We start from the raw sequence: 25,570 nt of genomic DNA, 5'->3' as shown, positions 1-25,570 counted from the left end.
GACGCCATATTTCTTCGATAATCTCTTTTCAGTTTCCCCGGAGTAACCCCATGTCGCTCACCGAAGCCCGCAAGCAGTACAAGCCGTTCGAATACCCCTGGGCGTTCGATTTCTGGAAGCGTCAGCAGCAGATCCACTGGATGCCCGAAGAGGTGCCGCTGGGCGAGGATTGCCGCGACTGGGCGCAGAAGCTGACCCCGCACGAGCGCAATTTGCTGACGCAGATCTTCCGCTTCTTCACTCAGGCCGACGTCGAGGTGCAGGATTGCTACCACGAGAAATATGGCCGCATCTTCAAGCCGACCGAGGTCAAGATGATGCTCGCCGCCTTCTCCAACATGGAGACGGTGCATATCGCGGCGTACAGCCATCTGCTCGACACGATCGGCATGCCCGAGAGCGAATATGGCGCCTTCCTCGAATATAGCGAGATGAAGGACAAGCACGACTATCTCCAGAACTTCGGGGTCGATACCGACGAGGACATCGCCAAGACGCTGGCGATGTTCGGCGGCTTCACCGAGGGGCTGCAACTGTTCGCGTCGTTCGCGATGCTGATGAACTTCCCGCGCTTCAACAAGATGAAGGGCATGGGGCAGATCGTGTCGTGGTCGGTCCGCGACGAGAGCCTGCACTGCGAAGGGATCATCAAGCTGTTCCACGCCTTCTGCAAGGAACGTGACTGCATGACGCGCAGCGTTCGCGACGACATCGCCGACATGTGCCAGACGACGGTGCGGCTGGAAGACAATTTCATCGATCTCGCCTTTGAAATGGGGCCGGTCCACGGGATGACCGCCAAGGAGATCAAGAAGTACATCCGCTACATCGCCGACTGGCGGCTGGGGCAATTGGGGATGAAGCCGATCTATCTGATCGAGGAACACCCCCTGCCGTGGCTCGCCCCGCTGCTGAACGGCGTCGAGCACGCCAATTTCTTCGAACAGCGCGCGACGGAGTATTCCAAGGCGGCGACGCGCGGCAACTGGAACGAGGTGTGGGACGGCTTCGACAAGCGCCAGAAGGCCAAGGCGGTGCCGGCGGCGAACGAGGAAGCCAGCGGCATGGGGGATATGTTCGGCGGGGTTGCGGCGGAGTAAGCGCCGGGCAAGGGGCAGCGTAAGCTGCCCCAAGCCGCACAAGGCGCGGCCGGCCGGCGGCGCCCAAAGCGCCGACCGACGGCACGGGCTTTGCCCGTGCCAGCCCGCCAATCCCCCCCAAAGTTTACAAAGTTTACACTAACGACGTGTTGCTGTTCGGATTGCGTAGCATTCGCAAAAACCTCCCGTTCGCATTCGCCGGAAGTGTATCGGCGCACGCCGTTGTAGGACAGCGCGCTATCGCCCCCGCCTAACCGGCGCGCGAAAGTCGGCGGGTTTGTCCCGCACCCATGCCACGAAGCGCGCGACAGCCGGTACGTCGCGCAAGCTGTCGAGATCGGCGAGCGGCCCGGCCAGTTCGGCGTTGGTGGCGCTGGCGTGGATCGTGCGGTGGCAGATCGGGTGGAGCGGCACCGTCTCGCGCCCGCCCTCGCACTTGGGGATGCGATGGTGCCATTCCACCTGTGCGCCGATCGGGCGGGCGCACAGCGCGCAGACCGGCGGCGCAATCGAGCGATCGGCCAGCGCCTCGGCCGCCGCCAGTCCCGCCTTGCGCTTTACCCGTCCGGCCATGTTCATCGTGCCCTAATGATGCCTGCGACAACATCGGATGCCTGTCGCCGTCGTACAAGTCTTGCGGCCATGCCCCGGTTGATCGGACAATATCGAGGGGGCGTCGGGCAGATGAACGACAGATGAAGGAACCGTCCGCAGCGTACAATGGTTGTCGCTCGGCAAGTTCAGTATCAGGGAGACGACCCATGAACCGCACGACATTGCTTCTGGCCGCAACCGCCGCCGCGCTGACCGCCACTCCGTCGCTGGCGCGCGATCGCTCGGTGCCGGTCTATTCGGACTACAACCCCTATTACCTCGACTACAAGACCGACATTTCCGAGGCGAAGCGCGAACTGCGCAAGGATTTGGCGCGCGCCAGGGATGCTTCGTCGCGCGAGGATGCGTGGCATGAATATCGTCGCGAGGTGGCCGATGCCGAACATGATTTCCGCAAGGAGATGGCGGAGCGCGGCATGGTCGTCCGACGCGGCCGGGTGACGGTCGAGGAATAAGCTTCCCTGTTGTCCTACGGGGAATGGCCGCCGGGTTCGCGCCCGGCGGCTTTTTGTCGTTCCACGCCGGATTAACATCCAGCCAGACAGCGGCTCGTGGCATCTCCCCTCCCTGAAAGGGAGGGACCGGGGGTGGGTCGGCTGATACGGAAACACAAGCGCGCCACAACCGGCCTACCCACCCCCGAACCCCTCCCTTGTCAGGGAGGGGAGCAGGTAGCTCCCGAAGCTACCCACAACAAAAAACCCCGGACGTTACCGTCCGGGGTCTTTCGATACGCAATCACCGGGGCGGGTCCCGATACGCCGGACCCGCCCAATATAAGCCGTCTTTAGAAGTGGGTCGTCAGACCCAGCATCGGACGGAAGCTGTGCGCTGAACCGAAGGTCGACACTTCACCGCGCAGGCGGACGCCCGAGTTGCCGGTGATGCCGCCCAGACCGATGTCCTTCGGGCCGACTTCGAAACCGGCGCCATAGGTCATTTCGTGATAGTCGCGGCTGTCGTTGCCGAACGCTGCGAAATTGACCCAGCGATAGCCGACCTTGCCGTAGATCAGGCCCGAGTCACCGGCGCGGACGCCGAAACGACCGGCTGCGCCGTAATCCCAATCGATGTCGCCCGAGATACCCTTCGACGCGCTGCCTTCGGCACCGACGAACACCGGGCCGAGCGGCACGTTGAAGCCGAGGATGCCTTCGACGAGGCTGCCGTTCAGCTTGTTGTCGCGCGGGACGAGCGGGATGCCGGCCTTGGTCCGCTCGGAATCGAACTGTTCCCAGCCGCCGAGGATCGCGACATAGGGTTCAAAGCCGATGCCGCTGGTGCCATCGGGAGCCTCGACCGCCGGGGCGGGCTCGGTGGCGGTGGCGGCGGGATCCTGCGCATAGGTGGCATCCTGCGCGAAAGCCGGCGCGGCGACGAACGCAGCGGCTGCGGCGGCAACAGTGATAAGCGTACGCATACATGACCTCACTTGAGAACTAACGGTTCCGGCATCGAAGGCGCGCCGGTTGTCCCGTGGCCCCTCTGAACCCCGCACTCCGGTGGTTGTTGCATCGCGAAGTACGATTGGGCACGGAACCGTATATCTGTTGCACAACTGCAACGGTATCTGTCGCTTCCATGAACGAACCAAGGCGCGAATGCCCGATTTCCGGTGAATTTGCGGCAGGGCCGGTTCGGCGATGCGGCAGGCAGCGACAGGGAAACCTATGCTGCGCTGCGGGTTGAAGCCGTGAGGGGCCGCCGCCATGCGGCCTTTTGGGGGAGAGCGAACGACATGCCCGAACGGATCGTGATCGTGGGTGCCGGCTTCGGCGGGATCGCCGCCGCGCAGGCGCTGCGCCATGCCGATGCGCAGGTGACGCTGATCGACCGGACCAACCATCACCTGTTCCAGCCGCTGCTGTATCAGGTGGCCGGCGCGGCGCTCTCCCCCGCCGACATCGCCACCGCCAATCGCGCGCTGCTCCGGCGCAACCGCAATACCCGCGTGCTGATGGCCGAGGTCGCCGGGGTCGATGCCGCCGCGAAGCAAGTGCGGCTGAACGACGGGCGGCGCTTGCCGTTCGACCGGCTGATCCTCGCCACCGGGGCGGCGTACAGCTTCTTCGGGCATGACGACTGGGCGGAGCATGCCTTCGTGCTGAAATCGATCGACGATGCACTGGCGATCCGCGCGGCGGTGCTGGGCGCGTTCGAACGAGCCGAACAATGCGACGATCCGGCGGAGTTGCGCCGGTTGCTGACCTTCGCCGTCGTCGGCGGCGGGCCGACCGGGGTGGAACTGGCCGGAACCATCGCCGAACTGGCGCGCACGACGCTGGCGCGCGATTTCGCCCATGTCGATCCGCGCGGGGCGCGGGTGGTGCTGTGCGAGATGGGGGATCGCATCCTTGCCGGCTTCGATCCCGCGCTGTCGGCATCGGCGAGGCGCGCGCTGGAGTCGCTCGGCGTCGAGGTGCGGACCGGTGCGGCGGTGGAAACGATCGACGACGGCGGGCTGACCGTCGGCGGCGAGCGGATCGATGCGGCGGCGGTGCTGTGGGCGGCGGGCACGGCGGCGCGACCGGTGGCCAGGTGGCTGGGCGCCGACGCCGCGCGCAATGGCGCGGTGAAGGTGCGGCCCGATTGCTCGGTGCCGGGGCACCCCGACATTTTTGCGATCGGCGACGTCGCCAGCTTTCAGGGCGACGACGGCCCCCTCCCCGGCCTTGCCCCGGTCGCCAAGCAGCAGGGGAAGTATGTCGGCCGGCTGATCGCGGGGCGGATCGCCGGCACGCCCGATCCGGGGCCGTTCCGCTACCGCGATTATGGTTCGATGGCGGTGATCGGCCGGTCGCGTGCGGTGGCGGAGATCGGGGGGATGAAGCTCAAGGGGTTCGTCGCGTGGCTGGCGTGGTCGCTCGTCCACCTGATGCTGCTGGTCGATTTCCGCAGCCGGGTGGCGGTGTACGTCAACTGGTCGTGGTCGTGGTTCACCTATGGCCGGGGGGCGCGGTTGCTGACCGGCTATGCGCCCGATCCGGGGGAGAAGCCGAAGCCGCCGGTGCTGGAGGGATGATGCTCCCCTCCCTGGCAGGGAGGGGTTGGGGGTGGGTCGGGTTGCGTGGGAACGGCGGCGCTTGACCGAAGCCTACCCACCCCCGGCCCCTCCCTTGTCAGGGAGGGGAGCAGTCCCAAACGCAAACGGCCCGCCCGCATCGCTGCGGACGGGCCGTGTGTCGTCGGTCAGCGCGAGATCAGCCGACGCGCGATCCGGCCATCGGGAAGCTGCCGAACGCGCCCGCGCCGACCGTGCCCGAAATCGTGTCGCCCTCGACGGTCGCTTCGCAGTCGAGCGTCATCGGCATCGGCACGACGATCGCGACCTTCCACGACAGCTTGTCGCCTTCGACCTTGCCGTCGGTGATCCCGGTCGATCCCATCGCGCCCGAATAGCTGCCGGTGAAGGTCGCGCCGTCGCTCTTGACGGTCAGCGTCGCCTTTTGATCGCCCATCGGCGATTTGGTGACGGTATCCCAGCTTCCATCCACATTGGCCATCGTCGCTCTCCTTACTTGCTGCCGCCGGTAGCGGACGTCGCAGCCGCTGGCTGCACGACTTCCACCGGCAGGCCCAGCGCGTCAAGCTGCGGCCGGACCGTCGCGGCGTTGCCGACCACGACATAGACGAAGCGATTGGGGTCGATCGACGCGCGTGCCGCAGCGTCAAGCGCCTGCGGGGTCAGCGCGCGATATTTTTGCGGCAGCGTCGCCTGATAGTTATCCGGGCGGCCGAGGAAGTCGTTGCTGCGCATCGCGCCCAGCACCGCGCCCGACGTTTCGTAGGTGCCGGCGAGCTGCCGCGTCTCGCCATCGATCGAGCGGCGGAATTCGACCGGCGTGACGCCGTTCTGCCCCAGGAACCCGCTGATCTGTTCACGCAGCGATGCGATCGCCGGGCCGGTCTTGTCGGCCTGCACCGGCGCGTTGATGACATAGGGCACCGCGTTCTGCATCAACTGATAACCGCCGCGCGCGCCGTAGGACCAGTGCTTGGCTTCGCGCAGGTCCATGTTGATCCGGCTGAGGAAGCCCGATCCCAGCACCGTGTTGGCGGTGGTGGCCGCCAGCGTGTCGGTGCGGGCGTTGAGCGGCGTCATTTCGGCGGCGACGATCAGCGACTGCGGCGAATCGGGCCGGTCGACCAGCACGATCTTGGGGCTGATCGCCGCGCGCTGCGCCGGGAAGGTCTTGGTGCCCGCCGTGCCGGTCGCACGCCAGTCGCCCAGGCCCGCGTTCAGCGCTGCCTGCACCTCGGCCAGCGGCCGGTCGGATACGACGAACACCTTCGCCTTGTCCGGGCGCAGCCATGCCGCGCGCCACGCCAGCAGGTCCTCGCGCTTCAATGAGGCGACGGCGGCGGGATCGCCCACGCCGGCCGCCAGCTTCGCATATGGCGAATCCGCGCCGTAGAGCAGCGGCGGCAGCGTCATGTCGGCCAGCCCCTGCGGGCTGGTGCGCTGCTGGCCGATCTGCGCCAGCGTCTGGCCGCGCACCCGCTCGATCTCCGCCGGGTCGAACGCCGGGTTCTTGAGGATGTCGGCGAACAGCATCGTCGCGCTGGTCAGGTTGGCGCTTGGCACGTCGAAGCCGAACGTCGTCTGATCGGCCGAATTGCCGCCGCCGACCGACATGCCCAGCCGCTCCTTGGCCTCGGCCAGCGCGATCGAGTTGCGGGTGGTGGTGCCCTCGTCCAGCGTCGCGAGCGTCATGCCGGCGGTGCCGAGCTTGCCCGCCACGTCGGCGGCGATGCCGGCGTCGAACGCCATCGACACTTGGGTGATCGGCACGGCGGTGCGCTGGGCATAGACCAGCTCCATGCCGTTCGACAGGCGGCTGCGCGTGACCTTGGGGAATTGCAGCGCGCCGCCGATGTCGGCGACGCCCGGCATGGCGCCGCGCGTGCCCTTGGCCGGACCTTCGGCGGTGGCCGGCGTCGGCGCGCTGGTGTCGGCGACCTTGGGGGCCGCCTTGGCTTCCTCATAGCCTTCGCGCGCGCCGGGGACGACGACCAGCGTATAGGCCGGGCGCGATATCCACTTCTGTGCGGCGGCCTTGGCGCGCGCCGGCGTCATCGTCGCCAGCTCGTTCAGCTCCTTCTTATAGAAGCCGGGATCGTTCGAGTAGAGTTCGCCCTGCGCCAGCGCGACCGCCTTGCCGCCGAAACCGCCGACCGATTCCAGCCCGCCGATCGTCTGCGACACGTTGGTGGTGGCGACGCGCGCCACTTCGTCGGCGGTAGGGCCGGTGCGCAGATAGTCGGCGATCATCTGGTCGAGCCGTGCCTCGACCTGCTTGGCATCGACGCCGGGGCGCACGACCGCACGGACGATCAGCATGCCGGCCTGCGACAGCGACTGCACGCCCGCCGACACCTGCACCGCCAGCTTCTCACGCTTCACCAGTTCATTGTCGAGCCGCGACGAGGCCAGCCCGCCGAACGCGCTCATCGCCACGTCGAGCGCCGGCGAATCGGGATCGTTCAGACCCGGCACCGGCCAGACCTTCATAATCATCGTCGCGGCGACGCGGTCCTTCATCTCCTCGCGCACCGGCGCGGCCAGCGTCGGCACAGTGATCGTCGGCAGGACCGATTCCGGGCCCTTAGGGATCGCGCCGAAATATTTCTCGACCAGCGGGCGCGCTTCCTTGGCGTCGATGTCGCCGGCCAGCACCAGCACCGCGTTGTTCGGGCCGTAATGGCCACGGAACCACGACTTCACGTCCTCTAGGCTGGCGGCGTCGAGATCGGCCATCGAACCGATGACCGAGTGGCGATACGGGTGGCCCTGCGGGAAGATGCCCTCGGTCATCTTGTAACGCACCAGGCCATAGGGCTGGTTGTCGCCCTGCCGCTTCTCGTTCTGCACCACGCCGCGCTGTTCATCCAGCACGCCCTGCGTCACCGCGCCGAGCAGATAGCCCATGCGATCGGATTCGAGGAACAGCGCGCGGTCGAGCGCGGGCTTGGGCACCGTCTCGAAATAATTGGTGCGGTCGTAGCTGGTCGTGCCGTTCAGGTCGGTCGCGCCGATCGAGCGCAGCGGATCGAAGAAATCGCCCGGCGCATTTTCCGAGCCATTGAACATAAGATGTTCGAACAAATGGGCAAAACCGGTCTTGCCGGTCGGCTCATGCTTCGACCCGACATCGTACCACACCGACACCGCGACGATCGGCGCCTTGCGGTCGGTATGGGTGATGACGGTCAGGCCGTTGGGCAGGGTGAATTTTTCGTACGGAATGTTGACCGGGGCGACGAGCGCCGAGAGCGGCGCGGCCTTCACCGGCGGGGCGGACGGCGCGGTCTGCGCCAGTGCGGGAGCACCGGCGAGCGCGGTGGAAGCGAGCAGGACGGACGCCATGGTACGAAACATTCGAAACCCCCAAACGTTATCGATAAACGGAATATGCGGGGTGTATGGACAGTCATGCCCCTGTGCAAGCGTCGTTTTTGCCCGGCGAGTTGACCGGCGGCGGACGTCCGACATTCGTCGTCATCCCGGGACATGCCGCAATCGGTGAAGACGCACCACTTTGGACCGGAGGTGAAGCAGGTCTTTTCGATCGGTCGCGGCCTTGGCCGGCATCATGATCGAAGACAGGCAACACTTCGCAACAATGCCGGCACTTCCCCGCTAATGCTACACTTGCCTTGCCGGTTGCGCACCGCCGTCTTGCATGACTGTAACATATGATTTCCCGCCCGGTGAACGGAGCGGAAGCTGCGGTGGTGCGTATTCCATTCCTGAAAGTCGCGGTTATGTTGCGATGCGTCATGGATATACCCTACCAAACGCTTCGTTCCTACCTGCCCTCGACCGACCGGTTCGATCGCCTGATGGAGATCGGCTGGGAGGAAACCGGGGGCCTGTTCCTCGCTTTCGGCGCGATCGCGTTCATGACCCTGGTCGGAGCGATCCGGTCGCGCTGAACGCGGGGATGATCGCGGCATTGGCGGCGTGGCGGCAACTTTGCCGCGACGCGGCGGATCGGTGTCGGACTGGCAATTTCAAGAGGATGAACGATGCGAGCAATCGTTGCGACGATGGCCTTTTCCCTGCTGGCGGCCTGCGGCGGCGCGAATTCGCGCGACGTGACCGAGGTTGCGGCGACGGGCGACAATGGCGTCAGCCTGCGCAATCTGGTCGACACGCCGATCGCGGGCGACGGGGCCGAGCGGTACAAGCTGGAGGGTGTCGCGATTCCGACGCCGTCGGACCCGCGCTCGCGCTATGAACTGCTGCGCCAGCGGCGGACGGCGGCGGGAACGACGATCGCGATCCTGCGCCAGCAGCGCGGGAGCAAGGTCGCCTATGCCCGCACCGAACTCGATTGCGAACAGGGGCTGTTCCACATCGTCGGCGTGGCGGACACGCGGGCGCATGTCGAAACCTATACCGCGCACGACGGCCCGCTGCGGCCGACCGAGGGCATGCCGCTGCGGCAGGAACTGTCGCGCTTCATCTGTGAGCGCGCCAACGCCTGAGGTTCGGTTTGAAAACGCGCCGATCCCGGCCACCCATTCAGGATACGCTGTGGGTGGCCGGGAGGGGGAGCGGGCCGGCACCGCGCAGGAAACTCGCGCTTCCGCGAGTTTACAAAAGGCTTCTATTCGTTCGCGGGCGGCGCGCCTGGCGTCGCGATGACCGCCTCGATCGCCGGTTCGTCGGCGATCGGGGCGGGCGAGCCGCTGCGCCGCCGTTCGAAGCTGGTCAGCAGGAAGAACAGCAGGTTGCTGCCCTGCGTCAGCGCGCCGCCCGCCAGCAGCAATCCGGCCATCGCCGCGCGCGGGCCATCGACGATATGGCTCATCTCCAGCGCGGCGGACAGGAACAGCAGGTCGCGGTTGGGCACCACCGGCAGGCGGCTGATGACCATCTGCACCGTCAGGAACGTCACCCACACGCTCCACGGTTCGGTGGGCAACACGACCGCCCATTGCGTCGCCTGCAACAGCACGACGACCGCGATCCGCGCGACATGAATGGCGAACACCGTGCCCGCCGTCGCCCAGGGCACCGACAATATCTGCCGCCGCAACCGCAGCAGCAGCGGCGTCAGGAAGCCGGCGACCAGCAGCGCGGCAAGCACCATGCCGCCCGCCGAATGGAGCCAGTCGGCGATCCACTTCGCCCGGCCGGTCGCCATGAAGATCAGCAGCAGGACCGAGGTGATCCCGGCCGAGGCGAGCGCCGAGAGGATCGCATTGTCCTTGATCGCCAGCAGCAGCGTCTTCGACGCGATTCCCAGCCGCTGGCGTGCCCAGACGAACAGATACAGCTCGCCCGAATAGCCGACGAACGCCGAATTGAAGACGCGCTTGCGCACGAACACCGGCAACCCACCGGGCAACGGACGGCCGAGCAGCAGGCGGAAGATCAGCACTTCGGACAGCGGCAACGCCATGAACATCACGACGAACAGCACATAGAACCATGGCGTGCGCGGCAGCGCGGCGGCGACGTTGCTCCACCCGATCGCGCGGACCTTCAGCACCAGCCACGCCAGCACACCGACAAAGAACAACGCGCGGCAGACGCGGCCGAATATCTTTGCCGCAGGGGTTTCCGACCACGCATGCACGCGGGCGAACCGGTCGGCGAGGGTCACGCGAACACCCCGGCGGCGCGGGAATCGGCGACGAACGCCGTGAACGCGGCACGGGTGGCGGCATCGAGCCGGAAGCGCGAATGGCGCCACACCCCGCCGGGCAACAGGCGACGCAGCGCATATTCGATCGCGGCGGCGGGGGTATTGCGCACCCGGCGCTCGAAATGATCGCGCTCCCACGTATTCGACCCGTGGAACGCGCGGACGAACAGGCCGGGCGAGTCGAGCACGCCGATCGCCTCGCGCGGCCAGTGGTGCAGGAAATCGGTATCCTCGCCGCGCCGCTTTTCCGGGTAGCGCGCGGTCGGATCGGCCAGATGGACGATGCTGCCCGGCACGCCCGGCTCAAGCGTGCCAACGTAAGGGTGGTCGAACCATCCGGGCGCGTCGAGGTGCATCAATGTGCCGCGCAGCACGCACGCCCCCTTGCCCCCAGTGAGTACCGCCGCCTGCCTGGCGAGGCGTTCGGGGTGATACCAGTCGTCGTCGTCCCACTGGGCGACGATCGCCCCGGTCGCGCGGTCGAGCGAGCGATTTCGCAAGCGTCCCAATGTATTGTCGGGCGTCTTGGCCACCCGGTCGTAGATCAGCCGATCGGCGGGAATCGCGGCGAACAGCGGGGTATAGTCCTGCGTACCGTCGTCGACGACGACCAGTTCGCGGTTGCGCCATGTCTGCCTCAGGAAACAATCGACCGCCCGGCGCGCCAGCGCGGCCCGGTTCGCCGTCACCATCACGCAACTGATGCGCGCGCCATCGTCCGACCAGTTCATCGATCGCGCCTTAGGACGTGGTCCACGAAACGGCAATGGCTGGCGCCCTGCGGCCCACGCTGGTAGCCGGGGCGGCTGATGCGTATCATCTTCGTCCTGACCTATCCGACCCATCACGGCATCGCCGATCAGGGCGAATGGCTGCGCTGGGACAATCGCGACCGGCGGATGCCGGGCATCCTTGCCGAGCATGGGGTCGATGTCGAATTGTGGGGGCTGGCGCGCGAGCCGCTCGACACGCTGTCGGCGTTGCCGGGGGTCGCGCCCTATCCGATCCGGCTGTTCGCGCCGTCGAACCCGCAAGCCAAGACCCGCGACCAGTGGAGCGACACGATGGTCGCGGCGGCGAAGGCCGATCCGGCGGACCTGTTCGTGCTGATCGGCAGCAATGGCGGCGCGGGATATGAGCTGTTCGACCGGGTGCTACGGCCCGGGCGGCGTCGGTTCGCGCTCGTCATCGGCGGCGATTACTGGAGCCGGATCGTGCCGCATGCCGATCTGCTGTTCCCGGAGTCGGCGGTGCAGGAGTCGTTGCTGACCGCGCCGGGCTGGCGGTTCTGGCGGCGGGCGATCCCCGGCAGCGGCATGCAGCGGCTGCCCAAGACGATCGATACCGCCCGCTTCGCCCCCGTGGAGGCGGAGAAGCGGTACGACGTCATCGCGACGAGCCGCCTCACCCGCTACAAAAAGTTCGACGAGATCGCCGCGCTGGGTCGGCAGCACCGGGTGGCGGTGATCGGCGACGGGCCGCAGGCGGGCAAGCTCAAGGCGCGGTTTCCGTGGGTCGACTGGCTGGGGCATGTGCCGAACGGACAGGTGCCGGCGATGCTGGCGCAGGCGCGGCTGTTCTTCCACGCCGGGCGGCGCGACTATTTCCCGCGCGCGATCCCCGAGGCGATGGCGTGCGGCCTGCCCGTCGCGGCGTTCGACGACCGGATCGGGCCGGACGTGATCCCGCCCGCCTGTGGCCTGCTGGTGCGCGATGCCGATTATGCGGCGAAGGTCGCGGCGCTGCTCGCCGATCCGGGTGCGCTGGTGGCGATGGGCGCGGCGGCGCGGGCGCATGTCGTGGCGACGCACGGGGCGCGGTCGTCGGAGGCCGCGTGCGCGCGATTGATGGAGCTTTGCCGATGATGCGCTGGACCTTCGTCATCGCCTATTACAACGAGGCGGACTATCTGCCCGCGACGCTGGCCGCGCTGGCGGCGCAGGGGGTGCCGTTCCGGCTGGTGCTGGTCGACAACGCCTCGACCGATGGCTCAGACGCGATCGCGCGGAGCTTCGCGGCACCGGGGGTCGAGGTGGTGCATCTGCGCGAAGCACGGCCGGGCAAGATCCATGCGCTGGAGGCGGCGATGGCGCATCTGACCACCGAGTTCAGCGCGTTCGGCGATGCCGACACCTTCTATCCGCCGCACTATCTGGCCGAGGCGGAGCGGGCGTTCGATGCCGATCCGGCGGTGGTAGCGGTGATGGCGCTGGGGGTCGATGCGTCGGGGCAGCCGCTGCGCCGCGCGCTCTATTCGGGGGTCGTGACGCGGGTGCTGGCGAAGCAGACGCATACCGGCGGTTATGGCCAGGCGTTCCGTACGGCGGCGCTGGTGCAGGCGGGCGGCTTTTCGGAGAAACACTGGCCCTACGTCCTGCTCGACCACGAGATCATGCAGCGCGTCGCGAAGCTCGGCCGCGTCGTCTATCCCTATCGCTTCTGGGCGAAACCATCGCCGAGGCGGGCCGACCGCCGGCGGGTGCGCTGGACGCTGGCCGAGCGGGTGCTGTACCACCTGACGCCGTTCGCGGCGAAGGACTGGTATTTCTACCGGTTTCTCGGGCCACGATTGCAGGCGCGCGGGATCACGCATCTGAATTTGCGCGACAAGCCGTGGGAGGCGAAGTAGCACCATCCAAGGTATCGTAGAGATGCAGCATCGTGGTACTTCTCCCGACAAATCCGCCAGATCAGTATTGCGCGTGAATAAGCGTCTCCTCTTGATGCTACCACCTGCCATCGTGGTCATTGGGGCGGCGTGGATCGTCACAGCGGAAGTCCGCAATACGCCGAGCCGGAAAATCTACGCCGCATTACAGCAGATTATGATGCAATCCGAAACGGACATCGCCCGTCTTCCGATGGCGGTCACTGGACGAAGCGGCATTCGTGCTATCGCGATCGGCAGCGGAAATCCGCAAAGTCCGGTGGTGTGGATAGCGGTGCATGAAACCGACCCATCGGCGGCGGCGGGGATCTTTCGAATAGGCGACGTCGTCCGAAAAACGACGATCTGCCGGTCGCTTGCTCCGATGCTTCGTACCGAACGCCCCGCTCCCGCCGTCGCCCGGTATCTGGTACGGAATTGCCGTCGTTAGAAACCTGCGGTGGTCAGCAGACCACGTCGGCCAATTTCATCGTTCGGCTCTAAATACCCCGTCCGCCACGACGCGCAACGTCGCCCCGACCGCCGCCGCCGCACTCGCCAACTCACCGCCCGCGCGGGGGTCGTCGGCCGTGATTTCCACCACCGTCGCCCCGTCGCGCAGCGCCCGGGCCAGCCGGATGGCGGGCCACGGACAGCGCATGCCGCGGGCGTCGATGTGGATCACTTGCTGTGGTCGAACGGGTTCTTCGGGGCGCGCATGTTGATCCGCACCGGCACCGCGCCGAAGCCGAATTCCTTGCGCAGACTGTTGATGAGATAGCGTTTGTAGCTCTCGGGCAACTGGTCGACGCGGGTGCCGAACAGCACGAAGCTGGGCGGGCGCGACTTGTTCTGGGTGATGTAGCGCATCTTGACGCGCTTGCCGCCGGGTGCGGGTGGCGGATTGGCTTCGAGCGCGCGGTCGAACCAGCGGTTGAGCTGGCCGGTCGAAACGCGGCGGCTCCACGCCTCGCGCGTTTCGAACGCGACCTTCATCAGCATGTCGAGCCCCTTGCCGGTCGCCGCCGACACGGTGAGCAGCGGCACGCCCTTCGCCTGCGACAGTCCGTCCTCAAGCGCGCCCTTGACCCCGTTGAACAGCGACGAGGCATGTTCGGCCACGTCCCATTTGTTGAGCGCGATCACCAGCGCACGCCCTTCCTGCAACACGCGATCGGCGATCTTGATGTCCTGCAATTCAAGGCCGCGCGTCCCGTCGAGCAACAGCACGACGACCTCGGCGAAGTCGATCGCGTGGAGCGCATCGGCGACCGACAGCTTCTCCAGCTTTTCCTGCACGCGCGCCTTCTTGCGCATGCCGGCGGTGTCGATCAGCCGGACCGCCCGGCCATTGCCCTCGCCATCGGTCCATTCCCAATCGACCGCGATCGAATCGCGGGTGATACCCGCTTCCGGCCCGGTGATGAGCCGGTCCTGCCCGAGAAAGCGGTTGATGAGCGTCGACTTGCCCGCATTGGGACGGCCAACGATCGCCAGCTTGAGGACGGCGGTCTGCGGATCATACTCGCTCTCGTCCTCCTCCTCGACCTCTTCTTCCTCGCGTTCGATGTGCGGGCGCAGCGCGTCGAACAGGTCGGCAACGCCTTCGCCATGTTCGGCCGACATCTGCACCGGATCACCGAAGCCCAGCGCCAGCGATTCGATCACGCCGCTCTCGCCCGCGCGCCCTTCCGCCTTGTTGGCGACAAGGACGACGGTGCCGTTCGACGAGCGCAGCCACCGGGCGATCTCCTCGTCGAGCGGGGTGATGCCGGCGCGCGCGTCGATCATGAACAGCGCGACATCGGCCATTTCGACCGCCGCCTGCGTCTGCATCCGCATGCGCCCGGGCAGGGTCGCGGCATCCTCATCCTCGAACCCCGCGGTGTCGACGATGGTAAAGTCCAGCCCGAGCAGGCTCGCCTCGCCCTCGCGCCGGTCGCGGGTCACGCCCGGCTGATCGTCGACCAGCGCCAGCCGCTTGCCGACCAGCCGGTTAAACAGCGTCGACTTGCCGACATTGGGACGGCCGATGATGGCGACGACGGGGTTGGGCATGGGTGTTCCTGGGGTGCGCGGTATGCGCGGAGTGTAGGGAGTATGGGCCGGTGGGTCGAGGGGGTGTCCCGAAACCGTCATTCCGGCGAAAGCCGGAATCCATGGATGGGGTGACGGCATCGCATGATCGATACCACCCGACACAATGGATTCCGGCCTTCGCCGGAATGACGGTTGGGGAAGAGGGGCGGAATTACTTCCAGGCGGTGAGCTGCCCCGCGTCGTCGAGCAGGTACAGCATGCCGTTGGCGACGATCGGCGACAGGGTATAGCCGGCCTTCGACCGGGTTTCCTGCGTCGTCGTGATGTTGCCGTCGGCGGTCGAGGCGGACACCAACTGCCCTTCGGTATTGACGAGGAGCAGGCGGTTGCCCGCGAGGATCGGACCGACCCAGCCGATGGGTCCCTTACGCTTCTTCACGTTGCGGAAGCCCGGCAGTTGCTGGACCCAGCGCAGCTTGCCGCTGCCGCGCGAGATGCACAGCAGGCGCGCGTCGTCGGTAACGACGAAGATCCATTCGCCCGCGACCCATGGCGTCGAGATGCCCGCCAGATTCTGTTCCCACAGCCGCTGGCCCGAAGTGAGTTCAAGCGCGACCATGCGCCCGCCCTGCCCGACCGCATAGACCCGGCCGTTGTCGATCACCGGTTCGGCATCGATGTCGGCCAGCGCCGACACCGAGGTCGACGCCGAGGTGCGCGACAGGCTGTCGGCCCAGACCGAACGGCCGTTTTCGTAGCGATAGGCGTTCAGTTCGCCCGACGAGAAACCGGCGACCACCGTGCCCTGCGCCGAAGCCGGCGCGGCGACGCCGAACACGCCCTGCGCTTCAAGGCTGCCCGACTGGGTCCACACGACCTTGCCGTCGGCCTGATCGAGCGCGAAAAGCTGGTTGTCCTGGCTGACGACATAGACCTGCGCATTGGCCAGCGTCGGGGCGCCACGCAGCGGGCCGCCGGGCTTGGCGCGCCACACTTCCTTGCCGTCGGCGGCGTTGAACGCCACCACGTCGCCCAGGCCATCGCTGGCGAACACGCGCTCACCCTCGGCGCTGACGCCGCCGCCGAAGCGGGCGCGCGGGTTCTCGTCACCCTTGACGGTCTGCGCGGTCCAGAGCTGCGCACCGGTGTCGGCCGCCATCGCGGTGACGACGCCCTCGACATCGATCACGTACAGCTTGCCGTTATCGACCACCGGGGCGGCGGCGAGGCGCGTGCGGGTGTTGCCACCGGCGATGCGCGCCGACCACGCCTGGCGCAGCGTATCGCCCAGCGCCAGATGGCCCATCGACTTCGACGCGCTGCCGCCCGGCTGCGCCCAGCCGGCGTTGGTGGTGGCGAGCGGCAGGACGACCTGCAACTCGGCGAGCGTGGGATCGGCGACCGCGAGTTCCTCCGACGCGAGGATCGGCACGCGCTGGCCGACGATCGGAGTCTTGGGGCCGCCGCCGCCCTTGAACACGCCGCATCCACCGAGCAGCGCGAGCGCGGCGACCGCTGCCGAAAGTTTCAGGTGCTTCTTCATGGAAACGGTATCCGCGTTCAAAAGGAAGGATCAGCGCGCCGCAGCGGGCGTGGGAGCAGCATCGACGCCGAGCGACCCGGCCATCTGCACCGCACGGGCACGGATGGTTTCGGGCACGCTTTCGGTCTGCGCGATCAGGCGATAGGTCTGCCCGGCCTGCTGCGGCTTGTCGAGGCGAAGATAGGCGATCGCCACCATCTCGCCCGCGCTGCCAAGCCACGGGCTATCCTTGTCGGCCAGGCCGCGCAGCCGGTCGATCACCGCCTGCGGCGCAAGGCCGTCATATTCGACCGCCGTCTGGCGGACCAGCGCGAGATCGCGGAACGGCTGCGCCAGCGAGTCGTCGGCGGCGACCTTGGCGAAGGCGGCGGCAGCGCCCTTGCGATCGTCCTTGCCGAGCAGGAGGTCGGCCTGCGTTAGCAGCGCGGTGGCGCGCACCGCATCCCGATCCGACGTGGTCAGCGCCTGTACCGCCGCCGTCGCCTGCGCGCTGCGGCCCGCCGCGACATCATCGAGCGCGACCGCCAGCTTTTCGCCCTGTTCGCCCGCCACCGTGTTGCGGTGATGCTGCCACCACGTCCAGCCGCCGAACGCGACGAGCGCCAGCAGGACCGCACCGATGATCCACAGACCATAGCGCCGGCCGATATGCGACATCTGCTCGCGACGCAGTTCGTCGTCCACTTCGCGAATGAAGGCGTCGTTGTTCTGCGGGGTCAGCGCCAAGGGGAAAGCTCCGGGGGTTCAGTCAAGCGGGCTCCTTTAACCGACGCCCGGCCGAAACGAAAGCGGTTGGTCGCGGGGGAAGTTGTTTGAAAACTTGCGAAGGCGCAAGTTTCCGGACCCACCCGGCCACCCATCAAGGATACGCTGTGGGTGGCCGGGTGGGGGAGCGGGCCGGTGCCGCAAAACGCGCTTCGGCGCGTTTTCAAAAAACCTCTCAACCCTTGGGCGGATAGAGCTGCGCCGCGCCGGGAAAGGCCCGCGACCGGACATCACCGGCATAGGCATCGACCGCGGCGGAAATACGGCCGGCAATATCGCCATAGGTCTTCACGAAGCGCGGCGTCCGCTCGAACAGACCGAGCATGTCCTCGGCCACCAGCACCTGCCCGTCGCATTGGGCCGATGCGCCGATGCCGATGGTGGGACAGGCGATGCGATTGGTGATGTCGATGGCGATCGGTTCGACCACGCCTTCGATCACCACCGCGAACGCGCCGGCCTCGGCGACCGCCGTCGCGTCGGCGACGATCTTGGCGGCCTCCTCGGGGCTGCGGCCGCGCGCGCCATAGCCGCCCAACTGGTTCACCGCCTGCGGGGTCAGGCCGACATGGCCCATGACGGGGATACCCCGCTGCGACAGGAACGCGACCGTTTCGGCCATCGCCGTGCCGCCCTCCAGCTTCACCGCCGCCGCGCCGGTCGCCTTCAGGAGCATCGCCGCGCTTTCAAACGCTTGGGCGGGGCTCGCTTCGTAGCTGCCGAACGGCATGTCGATGACGACCAGCGCGTGATAGCTGCCGCGCACCACCGCCGCGCCATGCGCCGCCATCATGTCGAGCGTGACCGGCACGGTCGACGGCAGGCCATAGATCACCTGCCCCAGACTGTCGCCGACCAGCAGCATGTCGCATTGCGCATCCAGCAACTGCGCCATCCGCACGGTATAGGAGGTCAGCATCACCAGCGGGGTCTTGCCCTTGGCGGCGCGGATCGCGGGGATGGTCAGCCGCTTGGCCGGGACCGGAGTGGGCGTCGCGCGGCTGGTGGCGGTGTCGATGGTGAAGGTCGTGGACATGCCCGCGCTTTAGCGGAGCGCGATCAGCGAAGCCACCCGCGCACGATGCCATGCCGCGCCAGCGCCAGTTGGGCGAGCGCGATGGCGAAGATCACCAGCGGAAACGGCAGGGTGGCGCCGGCCCCCTTGACCGCGATCAGATCGGTCGCGGCGAACACCCACGCGAACTGCACCGCCACCGCCAGCAGCGACACCGCGAACGCCGCCGCCGCCTGTCGCCGCCGCGCGAGGAGCAGCAGCGCGCCGATCAGCCCGCCCCAGGTCGCGGCGGCATAAATCCAGTCGAACCAGCCCGGCCGCACCAGATACATCCGCCGGTCATAATCGGGCAGCGCCGCCAGCGCCGCGTCGCTCATCATCGCATGGCTGTAGAAGGCGAAAATCCCGGCAAGGCCCCACAGGACCAGTAACAGCCCGACGAACCGGAACCAAGGTGGCGTACGTCGACCGATCGCTGACGGCATATGCTTCCCCCAAAGCATGATTCGATGCGGGAGCGTAACGGGTCCGTCGGCGCCGGCCAATCGCTCTTTTGAATCAGGCGGCGAACCGCGCCGCATAGCGATCGGCCTTGAACCCGATCTCGATCCCCGCCCCGTCGACCAGCACCGGACGACGGATCATCGACGGCTGGTCGAGCATCAGGTCGATCGCGCGCGCGGCATCGAGATCGGCACGTGCGGCTTCGGGCAGCTTGCGGAACGTCGTGCCGCTACGGTTGAGCAACGCTTCCCACCCGAGCGCCGCGACCCAGGTTTCGAGCAACGCCCGGTCGATGCCGGCCTTCTTATAGTCGTGGAATTGATAGGCGACGCCGTGCGCGTCGAGCCACGACCGCGCCTTCCTGATCGTATCGCAGTTGGGGATGCCGTACATCGTCAGTGTCATCGATCACCTTTATCGTCGGACAGAGCGCGTCAAAATCCCAAGGTCGCGACCGGGATAGCTCGACCCTGCCCAAGAACCGGGATCGATGGTATCCCGGCAGCATGATGGCGACAAACCGGATGTACGGCTGGCTTCTGGCGTCGATGCTGGTGCTTCCGGGCGGGTGTCAGCAATCCGGCCCTCCCTCGACGCCGCTGTTCGCCGGTATCGAAGGAATGGCATATCGCCGAGGCGAAGCAATGATCCGCGACCGGATCGAGGCGCGACAGATGCGGGGAAGCCCGGAACGCGCGCTGATCGCCTATCTCGAGACGCAAGGACTACAGATCGACCCGAACCGGAAAAGCGCCTCGGTCAAATTCGGCGGCCCCCTCTGCGGCAGCCGGGTCCGCATCGACTGGGAAACGGAACGTACCGGCGAGATCGCCACGATGTTCGTGCTGTACGCCGATACGGGGTGCCTCTAACGAATCGGCATTCGACCATTCCAGTGCGACGCCTGATCGAAAATCCTGCCTTTCGTCGTCACCCCGGACTTGTTCCGGGGTCCACCTGGCCGCGTACGCTGTCGATCATTCTTCGGGCTGCATCGATCGCTGCGCCGTGGACCCCGGAACGAGTCCGGGGTGACGATGCGGTCGTGAATATCGACTGGGCCTAAAGATTCACCCGTAGCCGGCGCCTCATGCCGGCTCACGCCGCCGATCGATAGCGCCGGACGGGCGGGGCCATCTGGACCACCGCCGGTTCCATCGCCAGCCGGAAGCGGGCGACGTGGCGGGCGAGCGCTTCGGCTTCGGCGGCAAGGCTGCGGGCGGCGGCGGTGCTTTCCTCGACCATCGCCGCATTCTGCTGCGTGACCGAATCCATCTCGTTGACCGCCGTGTTGACCTGTTGCAGCCCCAGCGCCTGCTGGTCCGCGCCCGCCGCGATCCGGCCGACCAGATCGCCGATCTCGACGACGCGGGTCACGATCCGGTCGAGCGCGCGGCCGGTTTCGCCGACCAGCGCGACGCCGCTTTCGACCTGCGTGCCGCTCGACTGGATGCGGGCCTTCACGTCGCGCGCGGCATCGGCCGAACGCTGCGCCAGCGCGCGGACTTCGGAGGCGACCACCGCGAAGCCACGCCCGGCGTCGCCGGCGCGCGCCGCCTCTACCCCGGCGTTGAGCGCCAGCAGATTGGTCTGGAACGCGATCCCGTCGATCACCGAGATGATCTGCGAAATCTCGTCGGACGACCGCTTGATCCGGCCCATCGCCTCCACCGCGTCGCGGACGATCCTGCCGCCCGCCTCGGCATCGGCGCGGGTGGCGGCCATCGTCTCGTTGGCCTGCAACGCGCCGGCGGCGGTCTGGCGGACGGTCATGGTGATCTCGTCCATCGCCGCCGCCGTTTCCTCCAGCGACGCCGCCTGATGTTCGGTGCGGCGCGACAGGTCGTCGGACGCGCCGCTGATCTCGGTCGCGCCGGTGCGGATGCTGCCCGCCGAATGCGACACCGCCTGCATCGCATCGCCGACCGCGACCATCGCCTGGTTGAAATCGGTGCGGATCTTGGCGAACGCGCCGGTGAATTCGGCATCGATCCGCGCGGTCAGATCGCCCTTCGCCAGCGCGTCGAGCCCCTGCCCGACCTCGGCGACGACCTGCTGCTGCTCGGCCTCGCGTTCGCGCGCCACGATCGCGGCGTCGCGGAACACCTGCAGCGCGTCGGACATCTCGCCGATCTCGTCGTGCCGGCCGATGCCGGGGATCGCCGCATCGGTATCGCCGACCGCCAGCCCGCGCATCCGGGCGGCAAGCGCCTCGACCGGTTTGGAGATCGACCGGCCGATCGCCTGCGAGAACAGCCCGACGGCCACCAGCACGATCAGCGCCAGCCCGCTGAGAATCGCCGCCGAACGCCACACCGCCGCATCGATCCGGTCGATATAGACGCCCGATCCGATCACCCAGCCCCATGGCGCGAAGCCCATGACGTACGACAATTTGGGCTGCGGCACCGGTTCACCCGGCTTAGTCCATTGATATTCGAGGAAACCGGCACCCTTGTCGCGCACGATCTGCGCCATCTGCACAAAATGCGCCTTGCCGGAGGCATCGCGGTTGTTGGTCAGGTCGGTGCCGTTCAGTTCCGGCTTGATCGGGTGCATCAACATGCGGGGGTGCATGTCGTTGACCCAGAAATAATCCTTGTCGCCATAGCGCAGCGAGCCGAGCGTCGAAAGCGCGGCCTTTTGCGCATCGGCGCGGCTCATCCGCCCGGCGACTTCCTCGTCATGATAATGTTCCACCACGGCGCGCGCGGTTTCGACGACCTGTTGCGTGCTGCGCTCAATATCGTCGTGCATCGTTGCGGAAAGGCGGAACAGACTGATACACAGCAGCGCGACCAGCCCCAGCGCCGCCACGACGCCGATAAGGTTGATACGGCCGCGAACCTTGAATTTCATGGTAGCCCTCCCCTGTCGCCGAGGATGGTGAGGCGTATTGCTGAATATATTATTTAAGCCTCGCCGATCCGACTCCCCGCGCGGCGCCATGCCGCGTCGATCGGCCCTTGACGACTCCGCGTCCCGGCAATAGCCTTTGCGAATGAGTATCAATAGCGAGGCTTCATGTACGATCTGATCGACCGCCCGCTGGCCGCCCTGCCGCCCGGCGACCGTTTTCTGGTACGCGCGATCCGCCTGTGGGTGGCGGCACGAACCGCGTGCCAGCATCCGCAGGCGATGCTGGCCGCACGCTTCGCGCAGGCCGGCGCGCTGGAGGCGCTCGCCGATTTCGACACATGGATGACGCAGCTTTCCACCCACGCCCGCGTGCCGATCCAGATCAACTGTAAATGCGGGCTTGTGACCGACGATGAATCGGTTCTCTTGACCTTGGCGCGCGATCTCGTAACGGGGCGCGATGCGAAGGCACGGACCACGCTTTCGCTGCTGGTCGCCGATCGGGCGATCGCACCCACTTTTTGCGCGCTGGCCCGCACGGCGGCGATGCTCGGCCAGGTCGGGCTTCCCCCGGGCTCCAGCGTCAGGACGTAAGGATTATCGATGAGCGACCGCACCGCCGTAACCCACGGCCTCGAACCGACCAACGCGCTGAGCGTCGAGCGCGTGCGTTCGGTGCGTCACTGGAACGAGCATCTCTTCAGCTTCACCATCACCCGCCCGGCGAGCTTCCGCTTCCGCTCGGGCGAATTCGTGATGATCGGCCTGCCCGGCGACAACGGCAAGCCGCTGCTGCGCGCCTATTCGATCGCCAGCCCGGCCTATGCCGAGGAACTGGAGTTCCTGTCGATCAAGGTGCAGGACGGCCCGCTCACGTCGAAGCTGCAACAGATCGTGCCGGGCGACGAAATCTACCTCGGCAAGAAGCCGACCGGCACGCTCGTCACCGATGCGCTCAAGCCCGGCAGCCGGTTGTTCATGCTGTCGACCGGCACCGGCCTCGCCCCGTTCCTCAGCCTCATCCGCGATCCCGACGTGTACGAGATGTATGAATCGATCGTCGTGGTCCATTCGGTCCGCCGGGTCAGCGATCTCGCCTTCCGCACCACGCTGGAGGCGAACCTCGCCGGCGATCCGCTGGTCGAGGATCAGGCGGCGCAGCAGTTCACCTATGTCCCCACGGTAACGCGCGAGCCGTTCCACACCACCGGCCGCATCGACGCGCTGGTCGACAACGGCACGCTGTTCTCGTCGCGGATCGGCGGCGCGCAGGCGTTCGACCCGGCGACCGACCGGATCATGCTGTGCGGATCGACCGAGATGATCCGCGACTTCTCGGTCTATCTGGAGGGTCAGGGGTTCGAGGAAGGATCGAACGCCAAGCCCGGCGACTATGTGATCGAGCGCGCGTTCGTCGGGTAGGTTGCGGCAGAGTTCACCTGATCGGCATTCGTTCGGAACGCCCGCATAATGGCCCCCCTCCCTGACAAGGGAGGGGCTGGGGGTGGGTCGGCCCGTGAGGAAGGGTGCGCGTTCCACAACCGGCCGACCCACCCCCGACCTCTCCCTTGTCAGGGAGGGGAGAAGGCGAAAACCTCGTCAAAGGTCAATCCGGCCAGGATGACGGGTTCGGCGCGAGGGCGGATCGCTCCGATCTGCCCTCAATAGCTGACCCGCACCGTGCCCAGCACCGTGCGCGGCGCGTTAAAATATCCCTGATCGAAATTGAGCGCGGTCAGCGCCTTGGCATTGTTGATGTTGCGGACATTGGCGCTGAGCGCCACGCGCGGCGTCAGGTCGTACCGGGCCATCAGGTCGAGCGTCGCATAGCCACCTTCCGCGATGCGCACCGGCTGTCCGGTCGTCGCGGTGACACCGGGTTCGAGGTACATGCTGCCCTGATACTGGCCTGACGCGCCGACCTTGAGGTCGGGCAGCATCGTCGGCGACCAGACGATGTTGAGCCGCGCGGTGGTGCGCGGCACGAAGGTCCGCACCGGCCGGTCGTCGGTGCCGCGAATGCGCATCGCGGTGAAACCGCCGGTCGCCTGTAGTCCGGGCGCGAGCTGTCCGCTCATCTCCAGCTCGATACCCTGCGAGGTCGCGTCGACGCCGCGATACAGCGTCTGGCCGATCGTCGCATCGAAGCCGGCGGCCTCCGCCGTATTCTTCTGCCGCGCCTGGAACAGCGCGACGCTGGCGTTCAGCTTGCCCGCGAGCCACTCGCCCTTCAGCCCGGCCTCCAGATTGTCGCCCTCGATCGGGTCGAGCAGGCGGCGCTGCGCATCGACCTGCGTCTGCGGGTTGAAGATCGTCGCGAAGCTCGCATAGGCGCTGATGCTGCCGGTCAGGTCGAGCGTCGCGCCGACGAACGGCAGGAAGCGCGACCGGTCATAGTCGGTCGGCGCGCCATAGGACACGCCCTCACTGAACGCGCGGGTGGCGTTGGCGCCGACCATCACCTTCAGCGCATCGGCCGGGTTGAGGCGGACGAGGCCGTACACCGTCTCGCGCCGGCTGTGCGTGTCGAGGCTGCGGTCGAACGCGGGGAAGTTGGGATAGGGGAATGACCCGTCGAACCCGCCGAACAACGGCAGCGAGACGCCGATCGCCGCCCCGTCATAGGCCGAGTCCTGCGTATAGCGCTGCGCCGACCGGTTCACGCCGAACATCACGTCATGCGCGCGCCCGAACAGCGACACGGTGCCGGCGAGGTTCGCGTCAATCAGCAGGTTGCGCGCGGTGCTGCGGAAACGGCCGGGATAGCTGACGATGCCAAGGCCGGTCGCGCGGTCGGGCGCGGCGTTCACTTCACCGGGCAGTTGTTCGCCATAGACATAGAACAGGCTGTCGTCCTCGTCGATCGCGCGGCGCTGCACGGTCAGCTTCGCGGTCCAGTCGCCGAAGCGGTGGGTCACGTCGCCGAAAATCTGCCGGTCGGTCACGTCGAAGCTCGACCAGTCGGGCGAACTGTTGGCCGATCGCGCATAGTCGATGCGGCTGCCGTCGCTGTAATACAGTGGCAGCGCGCCCCACATCGCCGCGCGGCTCTTGTGGTTCTGATGGCCATAGCCGAGGTTGACGACGGTATCGGGGCCGAGATCAGCCTCGACCGTACCATAGCCGGTCCAGCGCCGCAGACCGTAGCGATCGAGATAGCTGTCGGTATCGAAATACGATCCGACCGCACGGGCGCGGACCGATCCGTTGGCGGTCAGCGGAACGCTGACGTCGCCGTCGAGGCGGAAATGATCGAACGAGCCATATTGGACGCTGGCCGATGCGGCGGCATCGCGGGTCGGGCGCTTGCGGATGAAGTTGATGACCGCCGACGGATTGCCGGTCGACGACAACAGTCCCGGCGCGCCGCGCACTACCTCGATCCGGTCGTACAGCGCGGTATCGACCGATCCGTTCTGGATCTGGAACGGAAACGGCAGGCCGACGCCGTCGATCTGGAACGTCTGGATGTCGAAGCCGCGCGCCGAATAATAGAAGCGGTCGGTTTCCTGCGCCTGCACGTTGACGCCGGGCACCGTCGCCAGCAGCGCGTTGACGTCGTTGAGCTGGAAATCCTCGATCTGCGCGCGGGTCACGACGCTGACCGATTGCGGCGTCTCGCGCAGGCTGAGCGGCAGGCGGGTCGCGGTCGTCTGCGCCTTTACCGCATAGTCGTCGCTGCCCTCGGTCTGCTCGCCGGTAACCACGATCTCATCGCCACGCTGCGGATCGGGAGCGACGGTGGCGGGATCGGACGTGGCGGCGGCTGCGACGAGCAGGGCGACGAAGGCGGACATGCGATTTCCTTGAGCGGTTTCGCACCGG

26 protein-coding genes are annotated in these 25,570 nt (G+C 67.0%); 11 read left to right on the top strand and 15 right to left on the bottom strand.

Annotated elements, in window-relative coordinates; translation table 11 throughout:
• Positions 1–50: 50 nt before the first annotated feature.
• Complete coding sequence (locus ASG37_RS01765) at positions 51–1,100, top strand: ribonucleotide-diphosphate reductase subunit beta (protein ID WP_055755550.1); 1,050 nt, start codon at positions 51–53, stop codon at positions 1,098–1,100.
• A 237-nt stretch (positions 1,101–1,337) separates the two neighbouring features.
• Here ASG37_RS01765 and ASG37_RS01760 read toward each other — a convergent pair whose 3' ends face one another.
• The gene (locus ASG37_RS01760) at positions 1,338–1,673 is read right to left on the bottom strand and encodes an HNH endonuclease (RefSeq protein WP_235525098.1); all 336 of its coding nucleotides are present in this window, start codon (positions 1,671–1,673) and stop codon (positions 1,338–1,340) included.
• 188 nt (positions 1,674–1,861) lie between these two features.
• On the opposite strand from ASG37_RS01760, the gene ASG37_RS01755 reads away from it, so the two are divergent.
• Complete coding sequence (locus ASG37_RS01755) at positions 1,862–2,170, top strand: hypothetical protein (protein WP_055755549.1); 309 nt, start codon at positions 1,862–1,864, stop codon at positions 2,168–2,170.
• Between the two features lie 332 nt (positions 2,171–2,502).
• Here the strand turns inward: ASG37_RS01755 and ASG37_RS01750 are convergent, their stop codons facing one another.
• Positions 2,503–3,135 (bottom strand): hypothetical protein, encoded by a 633-nt coding sequence (locus ASG37_RS01750; protein WP_055755548.1) that lies wholly within the window; start codon positions 3,133–3,135, stop codon positions 2,503–2,505.
• A gap of 318 nt (positions 3,136–3,453) precedes the next feature.
• On the opposite strand from ASG37_RS01750, the gene ASG37_RS01745 reads away from it, so the two are divergent.
• Positions 3,454–4,737 carry an NAD(P)/FAD-dependent oxidoreductase gene (locus tag ASG37_RS01745; protein ID WP_055755547.1) on the top strand — a complete coding sequence of 428 codons (1,284 nt, stop codon included), beginning with the start codon at positions 3,454–3,456 and terminating at the stop codon, positions 4,735–4,737.
• Between the two features lie 178 nt (positions 4,738–4,915).
• Here the strand turns inward: ASG37_RS01745 and ASG37_RS01740 are convergent, their stop codons facing one another.
• Both ASG37_RS01740 and ASG37_RS01735 read right to left on the bottom strand, forming a co-directional pair.
• Positions 4,916–5,218, bottom strand: coding sequence for a hypothetical protein (locus tag ASG37_RS01740; RefSeq protein ID WP_055755545.1), 303 nt, complete (start codon positions 5,216–5,218; stop codon positions 4,916–4,918).
• 11 nt (positions 5,219–5,229) lie between these two features.
• Positions 5,230–8,082, bottom strand: coding sequence for a M16 family metallopeptidase (locus ASG37_RS01735; protein ID WP_055755546.1), 2,853 nt, complete (start codon positions 8,080–8,082; stop codon positions 5,230–5,232).
• Between the two features lie 329 nt (positions 8,083–8,411).
• Between ASG37_RS01735 and ASG37_RS17530 the strand changes: the two genes are divergently transcribed.
• Together ASG37_RS17530 and ASG37_RS01730 are read left to right on the top strand one after the other, a co-directional pair.
• Positions 8,412–8,651: a hypothetical protein gene (locus ASG37_RS17530; RefSeq protein WP_156349015.1), complete on the top strand. Its 240-nt coding sequence runs from the start codon at positions 8,412–8,414 to the stop codon at positions 8,649–8,651.
• Positions 8,652–8,744: 93 nt separating this feature from the next.
• Positions 8,745–9,206, top strand: a complete 462-nt coding sequence (locus ASG37_RS01730; RefSeq protein ID WP_156460574.1) for a hypothetical protein — start codon at positions 8,745–8,747, stop codon at positions 9,204–9,206.
• Positions 9,207–9,328: 122 nt separating this feature from the next.
• Here the strand turns inward: ASG37_RS01730 and ASG37_RS01725 are convergent, their stop codons facing one another.
• Both ASG37_RS01725 and ASG37_RS01720 read right to left on the bottom strand, forming a co-directional pair.
• Positions 9,329–10,330: a hypothetical protein gene (locus tag ASG37_RS01725; protein WP_055755542.1), complete on the bottom strand. Its 1,002-nt coding sequence runs from the start codon at positions 10,328–10,330 to the stop codon at positions 9,329–9,331.
• Positions 10,327–11,103 carry a glycosyltransferase family 2 protein gene (locus tag ASG37_RS01720; RefSeq protein WP_055755541.1) on the bottom strand — a complete coding sequence of 259 codons (777 nt, stop codon included), beginning with the start codon at positions 11,101–11,103 and terminating at the stop codon, positions 10,327–10,329. Before ASG37_RS01720 ends, ASG37_RS01725 begins: the two co-directional genes overlap by 4 nt.
• Positions 11,104–11,181: 78 nt before the next feature.
• Between ASG37_RS01720 and ASG37_RS01715 the strand changes: the two genes are divergently transcribed.
• From ASG37_RS01715 to ASG37_RS17525, 3 genes are read left to right on the top strand one after another with little or no spacing between them, the layout of a single operon-like run.
• The gene (locus ASG37_RS01715) at positions 11,182–12,237 is read left to right on the top strand and encodes a glycosyltransferase (protein WP_055755540.1); all 1,056 of its coding nucleotides are present in this window, start codon (positions 11,182–11,184) and stop codon (positions 12,235–12,237) included.
• A complete protein-coding gene (locus ASG37_RS01710) occupies positions 12,234–13,001 on the top strand; it encodes a glycosyltransferase family 2 protein (protein WP_055755539.1) in 768 nt (255 codons plus the stop codon). Before ASG37_RS01715 ends, ASG37_RS01710 begins: the two co-directional genes overlap by 4 nt.
• Positions 13,002–13,023: 22 nt before the next feature.
• Entirely contained in the window at positions 13,024–13,470 is a 447-nt protein-coding gene (locus ASG37_RS17525; RefSeq protein WP_156349013.1) for a hypothetical protein, read from the top strand.
• 36 nt (positions 13,471–13,506) lie between these two features.
• Here ASG37_RS17525 and ASG37_RS01705 read toward each other — a convergent pair whose 3' ends face one another.
• The 7 genes from ASG37_RS01705 to ASG37_RS01675 form a co-directional block, all read right to left on the bottom strand.
• Positions 13,507–13,704, bottom strand: coding sequence for a sulfurtransferase TusA family protein (locus ASG37_RS01705; protein ID WP_055755537.1), 198 nt, complete (start codon positions 13,702–13,704; stop codon positions 13,507–13,509).
• Positions 13,701–15,077, bottom strand: coding sequence for a ribosome biogenesis GTPase Der (gene der, locus ASG37_RS01700; RefSeq protein WP_055755535.1), 1,377 nt, complete (start codon positions 15,075–15,077; stop codon positions 13,701–13,703). Before der ends, ASG37_RS01705 begins: the two co-directional genes overlap by 4 nt.
• A gap of 193 nt (positions 15,078–15,270) precedes the next feature.
• On the bottom strand, positions 15,271–16,602 hold the full coding sequence (locus ASG37_RS01695) for a PQQ-like beta-propeller repeat protein (RefSeq protein ID WP_055755533.1): 1,332 nt from the start codon (positions 16,600–16,602) through the stop codon (positions 15,271–15,273).
• 30 nt (positions 16,603–16,632) lie between these two features.
• On the bottom strand, positions 16,633–17,328 hold the full coding sequence (locus tag ASG37_RS01690) for a tetratricopeptide repeat protein (protein ID WP_055755531.1): 696 nt from the start codon (positions 17,326–17,328) through the stop codon (positions 16,633–16,635).
• Between the two features lie 214 nt (positions 17,329–17,542).
• The gene (gene panB, locus ASG37_RS01685; protein ID WP_055755530.1) at positions 17,543–18,403 is read right to left on the bottom strand and encodes a 3-methyl-2-oxobutanoate hydroxymethyltransferase; all 861 of its coding nucleotides are present in this window, start codon (positions 18,401–18,403) and stop codon (positions 17,543–17,545) included.
• A gap of 23 nt (positions 18,404–18,426) precedes the next feature.
• Positions 18,427–18,867: a hypothetical protein gene (locus ASG37_RS01680; protein ID WP_055755529.1), complete on the bottom strand. Its 441-nt coding sequence runs from the start codon at positions 18,865–18,867 to the stop codon at positions 18,427–18,429.
• Between the two features lie 73 nt (positions 18,868–18,940).
• Complete coding sequence (locus ASG37_RS01675) at positions 18,941–19,291, bottom strand: ArsC family reductase (protein ID WP_055755528.1); 351 nt, start codon at positions 19,289–19,291, stop codon at positions 18,941–18,943.
• Here ASG37_RS01675 and ASG37_RS01670 point away from each other — a divergent pair.
• Positions 19,285–19,758 (top strand): hypothetical protein, encoded by a 474-nt coding sequence (locus ASG37_RS01670; protein ID WP_156349012.1) that lies wholly within the window; start codon positions 19,285–19,287, stop codon positions 19,756–19,758. The two genes, ASG37_RS01675 and ASG37_RS01670, sit on opposite strands and share 7 nt — an antisense overlap.
• 226 nt (positions 19,759–19,984) lie before the next feature.
• Here the strand turns inward: ASG37_RS01670 and ASG37_RS01665 are convergent, their stop codons facing one another.
• A complete protein-coding gene (locus ASG37_RS01665; protein ID WP_055755526.1) occupies positions 19,985–21,745 on the bottom strand; it encodes a methyl-accepting chemotaxis protein in 1,761 nt (586 codons plus the stop codon).
• Positions 21,746–21,910: 165 nt separating this feature from the next.
• Here ASG37_RS01665 and ASG37_RS01660 point away from each other — a divergent pair, with 165 nt between their 5' ends.
• Positions 21,911–22,339 (top strand): hypothetical protein, encoded by a 429-nt coding sequence (locus ASG37_RS01660; RefSeq protein ID WP_055755525.1) that lies wholly within the window; start codon positions 21,911–21,913, stop codon positions 22,337–22,339.
• A 9-nt stretch (positions 22,340–22,348) separates the two neighbouring features.
• Complete coding sequence (locus ASG37_RS01655) at positions 22,349–23,167, top strand: ferredoxin--NADP reductase (protein WP_055755524.1); 819 nt, start codon at positions 22,349–22,351, stop codon at positions 23,165–23,167.
• A 239-nt stretch (positions 23,168–23,406) separates the two neighbouring features.
• Here ASG37_RS01655 and ASG37_RS01650 read toward each other — a convergent pair whose 3' ends face one another.
• Entirely contained in the window at positions 23,407–25,542 is a 2,136-nt protein-coding gene (locus tag ASG37_RS01650; RefSeq protein WP_055755523.1) for a TonB-dependent siderophore receptor, read from the bottom strand.
• Between the last annotated feature and the right edge of the window lie 28 nt (positions 25,543–25,570).

This window comes from Sphingomonas sp. Leaf407 (genome assembly GCF_001425385.1).
In the GTDB taxonomy this organism is placed as follows: Bacteria; Pseudomonadota; Alphaproteobacteria; order Sphingomonadales; family Sphingomonadaceae; genus Sphingomonas.
Note: the sequence above shows the minus strand (reverse complement) of the source record. Positions and strands in the feature narration are given on the sequence as shown.